Genomic DNA, 13533 nt, shown 5'->3' on the forward strand with positions numbered 1-13533 from the left:
GTTTAACAAATTATTACGCCAGCTGGCGCAGCATGCGACGCAGCGGCTCGGCTGCGCCCCAAAGAAGCTGGTCGCCGACGGTGAATGCAGAAAGGAACTCCGGTCCCATGTTCAGCTTACGCAGACGACCCACCGGGGTGGTCAGCGTGCCGGTGACGGCAGCCGGGGTCAATTCACGCATGGTGATGTCGCGATCGTTTGGAACCACTTTCGCCCACGGGTTGTGTGCAGCCAGCAGCTCTTCCACGGTCGGAATCGACACATCTTTTTTCAGTTTAATCGTGAAGGCCTGGCTGTGGCAGCGCAGCGCGCCGATACGTACGCACAGACCGTCAACTGGAATGGTGTTCGCGGTATTGAGTATTTTGTTGGTCTCAGCCTGACCTTTCCACTCTTCGCGGGTCTGGCCGTTATCCAGCTGTTTGTCGATCCACGGGATCAGACCACCGGCCAGCGGTACACCAAAGTTATCCACCGGCAGCTCGCCGCTGCGGGTCAGCTCGGTGACTTTACGCTCGATATCGAGAATAGCGGAGGCCGGGTTTGCCAGCTCGGTTGCAACGCTGTGGTGCAACTGGCCCATCTGCGTCAGCAGCTCGCGCATATGGCGCGCACCGCCGCCGGACGCGGCCTGGTAAGTCGCCACGGAGACCCACTCCACCAGGTCCTGCGCGAACAGGCCGCCGAGGGACATCAGCATCAGGCTGACGGTGCAGTTACCGCCGACAAAGGTTTTTACGCCGTTGTTCAGGCCGTCGGTGATGACGTCCTGGTTGACCGGGTCGAGAATGATGATGGCATCGTCTTTCATGCGCAGGGAAGACGCCGCATCAATCCAGTAGCCCTGCCAGCCGCTTTCACGCAGCTTTGGATAAATTTCGTTGGTATAATCGCCGCCCTGGCAAGTGACAATAATGTCGAGTGCCTTCAGCGCTTCCAGATCGAAAGCATCCTGCAACGTACCGGTGCTGCCGCCAAAAGAAGGTGCAGCCTGGCCGAGCTGGGAAGTGGAGAAGAAGACCGGGCGGATGGCGTCAAAATCGCGCTCTTCAACCATGCGTTGCATGAGAACAGAGCCGACCATACCGCGCCAGCCGATAAAACCAACGTTTTTCATAGCATTTTTTTCCTGCAGAGGGTGTGTGCTGATTGTGCAAACCAGTATTCAACTGGGATATGCTTCACATTACAAAATGCTGCCAAAGTCGCAAGCGAAATTAATCGATGATGGCCCGCCAATCAGAAATAGCGCTAATCATCATAATAACCATAGAGAGTTTCAGGGATAATTTTAATGAGTGAAATCATATCCGCGGCGGTTTTATTGATCCTGATAATGGATCCTCTGGGCAACCTGCCTATCTTCATGTCGGTGCTGAAGCACACCGAACCCAAACGCCGTCGGGCGATCATGATTCGCGAGCTGCTTATCGCGCTGCTGGTGATGTTCATCTTCCTGTTTGCCGGTGAGAAAATCCTCGCCTTCCTGAATCTGCGTGCCGAAACGGTTTCGATTTCCGGTGGGATTATCCTGTTCCTGATAGCGATTAAGATGATTTTCCCGAGCGCCGAAGGCAGCAGCAGCGGCCTGCCCGCGGGGGAAGAGCCGTTTATTGTGCCGCTGGCGATTCCCCTCGTCGCCGGACCGACGATTCTGGCAACGCTGATGCTGCTGTCGCATCAGTACCCCAATCAGATGAGCCATCTGGTGATTGCCTTGCTGATTGCCTGGGGCGGGACGTTTATCATTCTGCTGCAGTCGTCGTTGTTCCTGCGCCTGCTGGGTGAGAAAGGCGTAAACGCGCTGGAGCGCCTGATGGGGTTGATTCTGGTGATGATGGCAACGCAGATGTTCCTGGACGGGATCCGCGCGTGGATGAAGGGCTAGGTAAAAACAAAAAAGGACAACTCATGTTGTCCTTTTGCTTTTAGCCGGGTTTAACTCAGCAGCGTAAACGCAATCATCCCGACAATGGCACCCGTCGTACCGAGGATGGTTTCCATCAGCGTCCAGGTTTTCAGGGTTTGCGCTTCGGTCGCACCGGTAAATTTACCGAACAGCCAGAAGCCGGCGTCGTTGACGTGTGACACCACAATCGAACCGCCCGCAATACAGATTGAGAGCGCGGCCATCTGGGCACCGGAGTAGTTAAGCTGTTCAATCACCGGCATCACCAGACCCACGGCGGTTAAACATGCCACCGTCGCAGAGCCCTGGATGATACGCACCGCCGCAGCCAGTACGAAACAGGTCACCGCAATGGGTAGCCCCATGCCGGTCAGGGCTTCGCCCAGCGCCGGACCCACGCCGGAATCCACCAGCACCTGTTTGAACACGCCGCCGGCACCGATCACCAGCAGAATGATACCCGCAGGCTGCAGCGCATGGCCGCAGATTTCCATCACTTTGTCTTTCGGCATGCCCTGGCGCATCGCCAGGCCGTACATCGCCACCAGACACGCCACCAGGATCGCGGTGAACGGGTGGCCGATAAACTCAAACCATTCGTACGCGGTAGACCCTACCGGCACGAAACGCGCGGCGATGGTTTTCAGCCCCACCAGCACCAGCGGCAGCAGGATCAGCGCCAGGCTGAAGCCGAAGGACGGCATTTTGCCTTCGCCAAGGTGCGGCTCGGTGACGTCATCCGGAATGTGAAGCTCAACGTAACGGCTGATGAAGTTGCCCCACAGCGGGCCGGCAATAATCATTCCCGGGATTGCCGCGCACAGGCCAATCAGGATCATCCAGCCAAAATCGGCGTGCATCTGAGAAGCCAGCAGCATCGGCGCAGGCCCAGGCAGCAGGAACGCCGCCGCAGCCGCCACGCCCGCAAACAGCGGAATCACCAGCTTCACGAGGTTAGTGCCGGTATGGCGCGCCATCGAGAACGCCACGCTAATCAGCAGCACCACGGCCACTTCGAAGAACAGCGGCAGCGCGCAAATCAGACCGGCGAGGCCAATCGCGTAGTGCGCCCGGCTGTGTCCGAAGGATTTGAGCATTTTGACGGCAATCTGGTCGACTGCGCCCGTCTCATGCAGGATCTTGCCAAACATCGCGCCCAGCGCGACCACAATGGCCAGGAAACCCAGCGTGCCTCCCATCCCTTTTTCCATCGTCGCTGCGATCTTATCGAGCGGCATACCTGAAAAGAGACCTGCACCAATAGACACCACCATTAAGGCAACGAAAGCATGCATACGCGCTTTCATCACTAAAAACAGCAGCAGCAATACGGAACCAACTGCTGTTAAAACTAGCGTTAATGTACTCAAAACTTACTGCCTTTTATTAATGACCTCGATGGTGCTGGCAACAACACCCTCCAGTGACTGATCGATATCAACCACTAAGACGTCTTTCTCATCGTCACCCGGCTCCTGCAACGCTTCGAATTGCGTCACCAGCATCTGGGTTTTGAAGAAGTGACCTTTACGCGCCTTCAGACGGCTCTCAATCACCTCGAAATCGCCTTTCAGGTAGATGAAAGAGAGGTTCGGGTTGCCGTCACGCAGCAGGTCGCGGTAGGTTTTTTTCAGCGCGGAGCAGACGATCAGGGAGACCTTGTTGGTACGCTGCATCGCGAACGCGGCGTCATTCAGCGCCTGCAACCACGGTTTGCGGTCGTCATCGTTCAGCGGCTCGCCGGAGGCCATTTTCATGATATTGCTGCGCGGATGGAGGAAGTCGCCATCAAGAAACGCCGCATGAAGTTGATGCGCCACTTCGCTGGCCACGGCAGATTTACCGCTACCGGAAACGCCCATCAGGACGTAAACGTGGTGATCATGATTAGTCGTGCTCAAAGGGTGTCCCTCAGTCAATTGTTACGGGTAACAGTTATCGGTAACATTGTCCTGCCGGGGCAAAAGAGAAGCAATATCCAAACGTGCGCGAAGTGAATAAGTGTGACCCACTTCAAATTTGTCAGCTTAAATAGATCCACCCGGTGACAAGGTGAAACCTAAATCTAACATTTTCGGCGTCACCGTCTCGCCACGTATGCGCGCCAGCAGGCGTTCTGCGCCAATACGGCCCATACGTTCACGCGGTGTCAGGACGCTCGCCAGACGGGGTTCCATCACCTGGCCGATGTCGTGGCCGTGGAAACCGGCAATCGCCATGTCTTCAGGGATCTTCAGCCCCAGACGCTGGCATTCGAACGCTGCACCGACCGCAAGGTCATCGTTGGTACAGAAAATACCGTCCAGTTGCGGATACTCGCGTCGTGCCTGACGCATCAGCTCAATACCCGACGTATAGGATGAGGACTGCTCAACCATCACGCTGTACGGTGTTAAACCGGCGTCGAGCATTGCCTGCTCGTATCCCTTCTGTTTGATAATAGTACGTTCATCCAGACGTGCACCCAGGTAGGCAATGTGGCGATGGCCGCGGGCGATGATGGCCGCCGTCATCTGGCGCGCCGCTTCGAAGTTATCAAAGCCCACCGCAATATCGAGACACGGCGACTGGCTGTCCATCAGCTCCACCACCGGAATGCCTGCCACTTCAATCATTTTTAGCGTACGGGGGGTGTGAGTACGTTCGGTTAAAATCAGGCCGTCGATGTTCCAGGAGAGCATGGACTCAAGACGTTCTTCTTCCAGTTCCGGCTTGTACCCATAGTGGGCGAGCATGGTCTGATAGCCAAAGGCATCGGTCACGCTTTCAATGCCGCGCAACACCTCGGCAAAAACCTGGTTGGTTAAGGAAGGCAGGAGGACGCCAACCGCGCGGCTGGTCGCATTCGAAAGAATATCGGGGGCGCGGTTAGGGATATACCCCAGTTCATCGAGGGCAGCGGCAATCTTGCCACGCAACGCCACGGAAACCTGTTCCGGGTTACGTAAAAACCGGCTGACCGTCATTTTGGTCACACCGACGCGATCGGCTACATCCTGAAGTACGGGGCGTTTCTTTTTCATCGTCCTGAGAAATCGTAAGTGATAGATTTGCTCAGTTTATCACGGACAAAGCCCATCCTTCCCCTGTCAAAGGGAAGGATGGGCATTTATTTATGATTTATTACACCGGTGGCAGATCAAACAGCAGAATTTCGCTTTCACTGTCGGCATGCACGGACAGTGCCTGCTCATCCCAGATTGCCAGACCATCCGCCGTGGTAGCTTTCGTGCCGTTAATAGACACCTCGCCTTTCACCACCTGGATCCAGACGCGGCGGTTAGCGGCAATCTGATGGACAGACTGTTCGTCTTTTGCCAGCGCCCAGCGGTACAGTTCCATATCCTGGTGCACTTTCAGCGAACCGTCACGCGCATCCGGAGAGAGCACCAGCTGTTTGCCCTGTTTAGCATCAAAGCGGCGCTGTTCGTAGCGCGGGGTGATGCCGGTTTCTTCCGGAATGATCCAGATTTGATACAGGTGCAGTTTTTCCGTTTTGCTTGGGTTGTATTCAGAGTGACGCACCCCGGTACCCGCACTCATAATCTGGAACTCGCCCGCCGGAACCTGCTCTTTGTTGCCCATGCTGTCCTGGTGCTCAACCGCCCCTTCCAGCACATACGTCAGGATTTCCATGTCTTTGTGCGGGTGGGTACCGAAGCCCTGGCCTGCATCAATCACGTCATCGTTAATGACGCGCAGTGCGGAGAAGCCCATAAAGTTCGGGTCGTAGTAGTCAGCAAACGAGAATGAATGCCATGAGTCCAGCCAGCCATGATTCGCGTGACCACGTTCGTTTGCTTTGCGTAAGTAGATCATTGTTTCACCCTCAGTTCGTTTCGATGGAGTAAGTGTGGACGCAAACGGCCTGGGATCATAGAGGGTGAAAATTGACTCCTCTGTTCAAAAATTTAGAACAAGCAAAGAGGAGTCATAATTTCTTATCTGGCGAGGGTTATCGTGGCAGGAGAGGCCTGTTCGAAGGCCCGTTCAAGGAGTTCGAGATTGGTCATAACTTCAGATTCCTTGACGTAATTGGGTACACCGTTAGTCAGGGTCTCATACAGCGCATCGTAAACGCGGCCATAGTCACCCGCTTCGGGTTTCACGTCCTCTTTAACGGTGATGCCCTCTGCGTTGACATACTCCAGCACGCCCACGGAGTCATCCGCCGCAAACCCCGGGTCGCCGGGCATAATGTTCGCCTTCAGGCTGGTCTCCTGCTGGTCGATACCGTACTTGATAAACGAGCCTCTGGTGCCATGCACAATAAATTTCGGGTAGTCAATTTTCACCAGATGGCTGGTTTTGACGATGGCTTTCAGATCGCCGTAAAACAGCTGGGCTTCGAAGGTGTCATCCGGATTGGCTTTGTTGCGCAGGCTGCGGATGTCGTACGCCATGTGGTCCGGTCGGCCAAACAGAGAGATGATTTGATCGAGCGTATGCACGCCCAGACCATAGAATGAGCCATCCTGCGGCAGGCCGGGATGCGTTTCGGCCACCGGACGGTAGTAATCAAAGTGGCTTTCAATCTCGACGATGTCACCCAGTTTACCGCTCTCAATCACTTTTTTTGCCGTCAGGAAGCAGCTGTCAAAGCGGCGGTTTTGGTACGGCGTGACGGTCAGCCCTTTGCGCTTCGCCAGGTCAAACAACGTTTTCGCCTCTGTCATTGTCGGGGTAAACGGCTTTTCCACCAGCACGTTTTTGCCCGCCTCCAGCGCGCGTTTTGCGTACTCGAAATGGCTGTCAGCGTGGGTACAGACAATCACCAGTTTGACCTGCGGATCGTTGAGGACCTCATCAAGATCGCTGGTGAAATGAATATGGGAGTACTGGGGAGATTGCTCTTCCGGCTTCGCGCGACGCCGGTAGATATGGGCAACGTGCCAGCTGTCTTTGCGGTTGAGAACATACGGAAGGTGGTAACGCGTGGTGCTTTTGCCAAATCCAATAAATGCGCAATGTAATGTCATGGCTCAGTCCTTTTTAAGGTTACTGAGTGCAACCATAGCGCAAGTTTTGCCCTTACCCCAGCCCTCTTCCACGGGGAGCGGGCGAAAAAAGACAAAAAAAAGCCAGCGAAAAGCTGGCTAAAGTAATACTGGAAGCAATGTGAGCAATGTCGTGCTTTCAGGTTCCCGTAGGGGTCTTCCTGAACGCAGAGCAATAATAATCATTCTCATTCGCACTTGTCCAATCTTTTTTGCAAAAATTAGCAGTTGACTCAAATTTTAATCTCACTGATGTTGGAATGGACGTTTAACTGACTGAGGATGAAGGAATGAGTGAGATTGTGATACGCCATATCGAAGCCCGCGATGCAGAAGCGTTACGTGACATTATGTCGCATCCTGGGGTGTATCACGACACGCTACAACTTCCCCATCCCTCAATGGATATGTGGCATGACCGGGTCGCGACGAAACCGGGAAGACGGCATCTCGTCGCCTGTCTTGACCAGCGAGTGGTTGGCCATATGGCACTCGATGTGATGGAAAATCCCCGCCGCAGCCACGTTGCAACGTTCGGCATTAGCGTGGCCGCTGATGTACAGGGACGCGGTGTGGGTCGTGCGCTCATGCGCGAAATGGTCAATCTCTGCGACAACTGGTTGCGCATTGAACGCATTGAGCTCACGGTTTTTGCGGATAACCCTGCGGCACTGGCGCTGTATAAGAAGTTTGGGTTTGAAATCGAAGGGACCGGCAGGAACTTCGCCCTGCGTAACGGCGACTATGTGGACGCGTATTACATGGCGCGGCTGAAGTGATAAATTGCCCGGTAGCGCGACGCTTACCGGGCAATAAAATCAGAACCCCGCCGTCAAATCGTCCACCGAACGCGGATCCGAGGCCCCAAACAGCGTGCCGTCCGGGCCGACCATAATGCTCTGGGTGCTGCCCATTGCCTCTTTCAGCGCCACCTTCTGTCCGCGCTGCTCCAGCAGTTTTAAGGTGTCCGGGCTAAAGCCCTTCTCAACACGCAGCTCGTCCGGCAGCCACTGATGGTGGAAACGCGGTGCGTTCGTCGCTTCGGCGACATTCATTCCAAAGTCAATGCTGTTCACCACCATCTGCAGCACCGTGGTGATAATACGGCTGCCGCCAGGGCTGCCTGTCACCAGCCAGGTTTTACCGTCTTTGACCACGATGGTAGGCGACATGGACGACAGCGGACGCTTCTTCGGTCCGACCGCATTTGCATCCCCGCCCACCAGGCCGTAGACGTTCGGCACGCCCGGTTTGGCCGAGAAGTCATCCATCTCGTTATTGAGCAGAATCCCGCTGTTGCCTGCTACGATGCCTGTACCAAAGGTGGTATTGAGGGTATAGGTCACCGCCACCGCGTTACCGTCTTTATCCACCACCGAGAAGTGGGTGGTCTGGTTGCTCTCATACGGTGCCAGCTTGCCCGGGCGGATCTCGCTCGACGGTTTGGCCTTGTTGATATCAATCTCATCAGCAATCGATTTGGCATAGGCTTTATTGGTCAGCGCCTGCCACGGCACCTTCACGAAGTCCGGGTCGCCCAGGTATTCTGAACGGTCGGCGTAGGCGCGTTTTTCCGCCTCTGCCATCACCTGCATGGCATCCGCACTGCCGAAGCCGAACTTGTGCATATCGAAGTTTTCAAGAATGTTGAGGATCTGCACGATGTGAATGCCGCCGGAAGACGGAGGTGGCATCGAGAAAACGTCATAGCCGCGATAGCTTCCGTGAATCGGCTCACGCTCGACGGCCTTGTACTCCGCGAGATCCGCTTTGGTGATAAGCCCACCGTTCTTTTGCATCTCTTCGGCAATCTGGTCGGCAATCGCCCCTTTGTAGAACGCATCCGGGCCGTGCTCCGCAATCAGCTCCAGACTTTTCGCCAGGTTCTTCTGCACCAGCTTATCGCCCTTCTTCAGCGGTTCGCCGTCTTTCCAGAAGATAGCCTTGCTGTTTTCGTGATTCGGAATCACTTCGCTGCCATAGGTTTTAAGATCGTCAGCCAGGGCGTCATTCACCACAAAACCTTCACGGGCGAGCTTAATCGCAGGCTGTACCACTTTGTTGAGCGGCAGGGTGCCATATTTTTCCAGCGCCAGGGAGAAGCCTGCGACGGTGCCCGGCGTACCGGAGGCGAGATGCGAGGTCAGGGATTTTTTGCTGTCCGGGTTGCCTTGATCGTCAAGGAACATATCGCGGGAAGCCTGTCCGGGGGCCATCTCACGGAAGTCGATGGCGGTGGTTTTGCCGTCTTTGGTCCGCAGCATCATAAAGCCGCCGCCGCCCAGGTTCCCCGCCTGCGGATGCGTCACCGCCAGCGCATAACCCACCGCGACTGCCGCATCCACCGCATTACCGCCCTGCCGGAGAATATCGACGCCCACTTTCGTTGCCAGCGCATCCACCGACGCCACCATACCCTGCGTTGCCCGCACGGGATGAAAAACATCTTCCTCCACGCCGTACGAAACTGGCGGAGCCGCTGGCGGGTTGGCCGCCACGCTAAATGTGCCGCCTGCCATCAGCGCGGCGATCGCTATCCAGCGCAAAAACGTTGGTTTCATCATTATTGTTCTCCAGGTGAAGAGGGCCATATTCCCCGCTTAAGCCTGGTTCACAACTCCTAAAAAATCATCGTCATGGTGAAATCAGGGTAAACTTAAGAGAAGCCTCAAAAGAAGGAGATGACAATGAAACGCTTACTGATTCTTACGGCGCTGCTTCCGTTTGCCGCGCTCGCACAGCCACTCAATACGATGAACAACCCGAACCAGCAGGGCTACGTCATTCCAAGCCAGCAGCGTATGCAAACGGAGATGATGAGCCAGCAGCAACAGCAGAAAGGGATGCTGAACCAGCAGTTGAAAACGCAGACCCAGATGCAGCAGCAAAGCCTGCAAAACCAGATGAACACCAACACCCAGCGCATACAGCAGGGTCAGGTGCGTGAGCAGCCGCTGCCTAACCCGAACGGCGGAATGCTGGGCGGGATGACCTCGTCGGGCAGCGGACAGCAGCATATGCTGCCGTCCCAGTCACCGTCGAATGGCGGGATGCTTAATTCTTCGCAGAACTAAAGTTCGGGCCGATTACGTCAATCGCATCGGTACAGATGCTGTCCACCCCCCAGCGCAGCAGCTCCGCCGCACGCTGGGGTTTGTTGACGGTATAGACCAGGATATGCAGCCCCGCCGCTTTCAACATGTTCACCCGCGCCTCATCCAGCAGCGCGTGGTTCAGGTGAATCGACACACACCCTAAACGGCTGGTCAGCTCACGCCAGTCATCACGCCACGTGTCGAGCAGCAGTCCGCGCGGCAACGCCGGAACGGACGCCTGCGCCGCCTCCAGGGCATCAATGTCAAACGACGACAGCAGGGGTGGCGTCATGCCCTCCCACAGCTCACGCGCGGCCAGCGCAATGACTTTACCTGTGAGCGGCCCGGTGCCGGTGGTTGGTTTGATTTCGATATTGGCCATCATGCCGTGCAGGCGACAGCGGTCGGCCACTTCCGCCAGCAGCGGCAGCGGCTCGCCTTTGAACTCGCTGCTGTACCAGCTTCCGGCGTCGACGTTCAGCAGATCGCGCCACGGCAGGTCTCCCGCCACGCCCCAGCCATTGCTGGTACGTTCGAGGTTGTCATCATGCAGAAGGAAAATCTCGCCGTCTTTCGATAGCTTGGCGTCGAACTCGATCATCGTGTGACCGTAATGCGCGCCCATATCGATAGCCGCCAGCGTGTTTTCCGGCGCCAGTTTACCGCCGCCCCGGTGGGCGACGATGTGGGGATAAGGCCAGTTACTCATATACGTTGTCCTGTTTCACCGTCGAATACGTGCAGGTGATTTTCCGGCAGATGCAGCCACAGCGTGCTGCCTGCTTTAGGGCGCTCCTGATGGGCCAGACGCACCACCATTTTTTGTTCACCCCAACGTCCGTGCGCCAGGTTGTCAGCCCCCAGCATCTCCAGCGTGTCCATGACCAGCGGCACGCCGCCTTCCGCCTGTGAGGTTAACCCAATATGTTCCGGGCGGATACCGAGCGTCATCTTACGCCCGGCATAGCCACGATAGTACCCGTTTACGGGCAGCGCCATCCCACTTTCCAGCTCAAAATGCGTACCGGCGCTGCTGAGCCGCCCTTCCAGCAGGTTCATCGCCGGACTGCCAATAAAGCTCGCCACAAAGCGGGAGGCCGGTTTCTCGTATACCTCCACCGGGGTGCCAATCTGTTCGGCGACGCCTTTGTTCATCACCATCACGCGCTGGGCGAGGGTCATCGCTTCCACCTGATCGTGCGTCACATACAGGGAGGTGGTTTTCAGACGACGGTGCAGCTGCTGCAGCTCAAGGCGCATCTGCACGCGCAGCTTAGCATCAAGGTTTGAGAGCGGCTCGTCGAACAGGAACACCGCAGGGTCACGCACAATGGCGCGCCCCATCGCCACACGCTGGCGCTGTCCGCCGGACAGTTCACGCGGACGGCGCTTGAGCAGGCCATCCAGTTCCAGAATACGCGCCGCCTCTTTCACGCGCTCATCGATATGGCTTTTGCCCATCCCGCGGATTTTCAGCCCCCAGGCCATGTTCTCTTCCACGCTCATGTGCGGATAAAGGGCGTAGTTCTGAAACACCATCGCGATGCCCCGGTCCTTCGGCTCCATCTCGGTCACGCGCTGGCGATCGATCCAGATATCGCCGCTGGTCACACGTTCAAGCCCGGCAACCATGCGCAGCAGCGTTGATTTGCCGCAGCCTGACGGGCCAACCATCACGATAAATTCCCCGTCCGCCACGTCGAGCGTTAACGGCTGAATGACCTGGGTTTTGTTGTCCCAGCTTTTGGTCACTGCCTGTAATTTTAAACCTGCCATCTTATTTCTCACTGTCCACTAAACCACGCACGAACGCACGCTGCATGGCTAAAACGATAACGACCGGGGGGATAAGGGTGAGCAGCATCGCCGCCATCACCTGATTCCAGAGCGTGGTGCCTTCACCGGTGGCGATCATGCCTTTGATGCCCGCCACGGCGGTGCCAAGATTGACGTCCTGAATAATCAGCAGCGGCCACAGATACTGGTTCCAGCCGTAGATAAAGGTGATGACAAACAGCGCCGCAAGGTTGGTTTTCGACAGCGGCAGCACGATGTCACGGAAGAAGCGCATCGGCGAGGCTCCGTCAATACGCGCGGCCTCAATCAGCTCGTCCGGCAGGGTCATAAAGAACTGGCGGAACAAGAAGGTGGCGGTGGCCGAGGCCATCAGCGGCAGGGTTAAACCTGCGTAGCTGTCCAGCATCTTCAGGTTGGCGATCACTTCCACCGTCGGGAAGATACGCACTTCGACCGGCAGCATCAGGGTGATGAAGATCATCCAGAAGAACAGGTTACGCAGGGGAAAGCGGAACCAGACGATGGCGAACGCCGAGAGCATCGACACCGTGATTTTGCCCACCGTAATACCGAACGCCATGATGAAGCTGTTCAGCATCATCAGCCAGAATGGCGCGCTGTTAGCGCCCACGCCCTGGGTCCAGATGGTTTTCATGTTTTCGAAAAGATGCCCGCCTGGGATCAGCGTCATCGGCGTATCAAACACCGCTTTGGTGTCCAGCGTGGCGGCAACGAAGGCCACGTACAGCGGGAACAGAATAACGATGATGCCCAAAATCAGCATGGTGTGGCTGAACATCGTCAGCCCGCGACGGTTCTCGATCATTGGTAGCGCACCTTACTTTCGACATAACGGAACTGCACTACCGTGAGAAGGATGACGAGGAACATCAGCACGACCGACTGGGCGGCGGATGCCGAGAGATCCAGACCGGCAAAGCCTTCGCGATAGATCTTATAGATAAGCGTCGTCGTGGCCTGCACCGGGCCACCGGCCGTGGCGGCGTCGATCACCGGGAAGGTGTCGAAGAAGGCGTAAACCAGGTTGACCACCAGCAGGAAGAAACTCACCGGGGCAATCAGCGGCAGTGACAGCCTAAAGAAACGACGGACCGGCCCTGCACCATCAATCGCCGCGGCTTCAACCAGCGAGCGCGGAATAGACTGCAGCGCAGCAAAGAAGAACAGGAAGTTGTAGCTGATCTGTTTCCACACCGACGCGAAGACCACCAGGAACATCGCCTGACCGCTGTTCTGGGCGTGGTTCCAGTCGTAGCCGAACTCCGCCAGGAAATGGGTAATCAGCCCGCGCCCTGGATTAAACAGGAAGATCCACAGCACGGCGGCGACGGCAGGCGCCACGGCGTAAGGTAGCAGCATCAGCGTCTGATACAGACGGCTGCCGCGCACCACGTAATCCACCAGCGCCGCGAAAAAGAGCGATGCGACAAGACCGCTGACAGTGACCAGCGCGCTGAACTTCATGGTCGTCCAGAAGGCGTCGAGGTAATAGCTGTCATGGAACAGCGCGGTAAAGTTATCCAGCCCGACAAACTGGCTGGAAAGCCCAAACGGATCGACGCTTTGTACCGAGTACCAGAGCGCCTCGCCCGCAGGCCAGATAAAGAAGATAACGGTGATGACCAGCTGCGGCGCGACCAGCAAATACGGCAGCCAGCGCGAACGGAACACCGGACGGGATGAGGACATAGTTTAGCTCAGCGTAGGTAGCCCT

General features: G+C 56.5%; 14 protein-coding genes. 3 read left to right on the plus strand and 11 right to left on the minus strand.

Translation table 11 applies throughout. The features are described 5' to 3' along the window. Nucleotides 1–13: 13 nt before the first annotated feature. On the minus strand, nucleotides 14–1117 hold the full coding sequence (gene asd / locus QLG09_RS03335; protein ID WP_014171986.1) for an aspartate-semialdehyde dehydrogenase: 1104 nt from the start codon (nucleotides 1115–1117) through the stop codon (nucleotides 14–16). A 177-nt stretch (nucleotides 1118–1294) separates the two neighbouring features. Here asd and yhgN point away from each other — a divergent pair, with 177 nt between their 5' ends. After that, nucleotides 1295–1888, plus strand: coding sequence for an NAAT family transporter YhgN (gene yhgN, locus QLG09_RS03340; RefSeq protein WP_003861574.1), 594 nt, complete (start codon nucleotides 1295–1297; stop codon nucleotides 1886–1888). A gap of 50 nt (nucleotides 1889–1938) precedes the next feature. On the opposite strand, the gene gntU is transcribed toward yhgN, so the two are convergent. The 5 genes from gntU to QLG09_RS03365 all read right to left on the minus strand — a co-directional run bounded on the left by gntU (nucleotide 1939) and on the right by QLG09_RS03365 (nucleotide 6888). Next, a complete protein-coding gene (gntU, locus tag QLG09_RS03345) occupies nucleotides 1939–3279 on the minus strand; it encodes a gluconate transporter (RefSeq protein WP_014171987.1) in 1341 nt (446 codons plus the stop codon). 3 nt (nucleotides 3280–3282) lie between these two features. Further along, nucleotides 3283–3810, minus strand: coding sequence for a gluconokinase (gene gntK / locus QLG09_RS03350; RefSeq protein WP_020884556.1), 528 nt, complete (start codon nucleotides 3808–3810; stop codon nucleotides 3283–3285). Nucleotides 3811–3936: 126 nt separating this feature from the next. After that, entirely contained in the window at nucleotides 3937–4932 is a 996-nt protein-coding gene (gntR, locus tag QLG09_RS03355; RefSeq protein WP_014171989.1) for a gluconate operon transcriptional repressor GntR, read from the minus strand. A 100-nt stretch (nucleotides 4933–5032) separates the two neighbouring features. Further along, nucleotides 5033–5728: a pirin family protein gene (locus QLG09_RS03360; RefSeq protein WP_014171990.1), complete on the minus strand. Its 696-nt coding sequence runs from the start codon at nucleotides 5726–5728 to the stop codon at nucleotides 5033–5035. A 122-nt stretch (nucleotides 5729–5850) separates the two neighbouring features. Beyond that, on the minus strand, nucleotides 5851–6888 hold the full coding sequence (locus QLG09_RS03365; RefSeq protein ID WP_282488731.1) for an oxidoreductase: 1038 nt from the start codon (nucleotides 6886–6888) through the stop codon (nucleotides 5851–5853). Between the two features lie 308 nt (nucleotides 6889–7196). On the opposite strand from QLG09_RS03365, the gene yhhY reads away from it, so the two are divergent. After that, entirely contained in the window at nucleotides 7197–7685 is a 489-nt protein-coding gene (yhhY, locus tag QLG09_RS03370) for an N-acetyltransferase (RefSeq protein ID WP_014171992.1), read from the plus strand. Nucleotides 7686–7724: 39 nt separating this feature from the next. Here yhhY and ggt read toward each other — a convergent pair whose 3' ends face one another. Further along, complete coding sequence (ggt, locus tag QLG09_RS03375; RefSeq protein WP_020884554.1) at nucleotides 7725–9470, minus strand: gamma-glutamyltransferase; 1746 nt, start codon at nucleotides 9468–9470, stop codon at nucleotides 7725–7727. A 123-nt stretch (nucleotides 9471–9593) separates the two neighbouring features. Between ggt and QLG09_RS03380 the strand changes: the two genes are divergently transcribed. Continuing rightward, nucleotides 9594–9980, plus strand: a complete 387-nt coding sequence (locus tag QLG09_RS03380) for a DUF2756 family protein (RefSeq protein WP_020884553.1) — start codon at nucleotides 9594–9596, stop codon at nucleotides 9978–9980. Here the strand turns inward: QLG09_RS03380 and ugpQ are convergent. The 4 genes from ugpQ to ugpA are packed head-to-tail and all read right to left on the minus strand — an operon-like array spanning nucleotide 9961 to nucleotide 13508. Continuing rightward, a complete protein-coding gene (ugpQ, locus tag QLG09_RS03385) occupies nucleotides 9961–10710 on the minus strand; it encodes a glycerophosphodiester phosphodiesterase (RefSeq protein WP_185791841.1) in 750 nt (249 codons plus the stop codon). The genes QLG09_RS03380 and ugpQ overlap by 20 nt on opposite strands. Beyond that, nucleotides 10707–11777 carry a sn-glycerol-3-phosphate import ATP-binding protein UgpC gene (locus QLG09_RS03390; protein ID WP_032679131.1) on the minus strand — a complete coding sequence of 357 codons (1071 nt, stop codon included), beginning with the start codon at nucleotides 11775–11777 and terminating at the stop codon, nucleotides 10707–10709. The genes ugpQ and QLG09_RS03390 overlap by 4 nt, the downstream gene beginning before the upstream one ends. A 1-nt stretch (nucleotide 11778) precedes the next feature. After that, nucleotides 11779–12624 (minus strand): sn-glycerol-3-phosphate ABC transporter permease UgpE, encoded by an 846-nt coding sequence (gene ugpE / locus QLG09_RS03395; RefSeq protein ID WP_014171997.1) that lies wholly within the window; start codon nucleotides 12622–12624, stop codon nucleotides 11779–11781. Beyond that, on the minus strand, nucleotides 12621–13508 hold the full coding sequence (gene ugpA, locus QLG09_RS03400) for a sn-glycerol-3-phosphate ABC transporter permease UgpA (protein WP_014171998.1): 888 nt from the start codon (nucleotides 13506–13508) through the stop codon (nucleotides 12621–12623). The genes ugpE and ugpA overlap by 4 nt, the downstream gene beginning before the upstream one ends. Nucleotides 13509–13533 lie beyond the last annotated feature (25 nt).

Origin of the sequence: Enterobacter sp. V89_11 (assembly GCF_029967775.1) — a bacterium.
Classification (GTDB): domain Bacteria; phylum Pseudomonadota; class Gammaproteobacteria; order Enterobacterales; family Enterobacteriaceae; genus Enterobacter; species Enterobacter ludwigii.